Source organism: Flavobacterium rhizophilum, from assembly GCF_046000485.1.
GTDB lineage: Bacteria > Bacteroidota > Bacteroidia > Flavobacteriales > Flavobacteriaceae > Flavobacterium > Flavobacterium rhizophilum.
In genome coordinates this window covers 1-562 of record NZ_JBELQB010000055.1, presented here as the reverse complement: position 1 = coordinate 562, position 562 = coordinate 1, and the positions used below count along the sequence as shown (strand labels likewise).

General features: G+C 69.0%; 1 protein-coding gene. It reads right to left on the bottom strand.

Translation table 11 applies throughout. From position 1 onward, the window contains the following. On the bottom strand, positions 1–562 hold a 562-nt coding region (locus tag ABS768_RS17700), incomplete at both ends, for a hypothetical protein (RefSeq protein ID WP_408076260.1).

Sequence of the window (562 nt, the reverse complement as noted above, 5' to 3'; positions counted from 1 at the left end):
ATGACTCGGGAGAGGATAGTGTTGAACAATTCGCGGATCGGCCTGCGGGCCGCGCTTCTGCTCGGTGCCGCCATGACGCCGGCAATGCCTGCGCTGGCCCAGACGGCGACGGGCACCACCCCGCCGGCGACCACGCAGACGGATACCGACGTCACGACGCAGAACGACCAGAATCTCGGCGACATCGTCGTCACCGCCGAGCGTCGCTCGGAGAATCTCCAGAAGGTGCCCGTCTCGGTCGGCATCGTCGGCGGGCAGGATTTCGGCCGCGGCGGAGGAATAGCGCAGTCCCTGGCCGATGCGGCCCTGGACGATGATGCGGCGCAGCTGGTCGGCCTGGTCGGGCGTGACCGTAGGAAGCGGCAGCGCGACGGGCTGGATCTGGAGCCGCGCGGGGGTCGCGGACGGAGCAGGGGTCGGCGCAGCGGTCTGCGCCGAAGCGGGCAGGGTGGCGCCAAGTGCGAGGGAGGCGGCAGCGGCGTGCAGCCCGGATCGTCCGAACATCGAGAGCATTTTCCTTCTCACCGGTCTGGTGATGATAGGGGCGGCCACGGCGAATGTA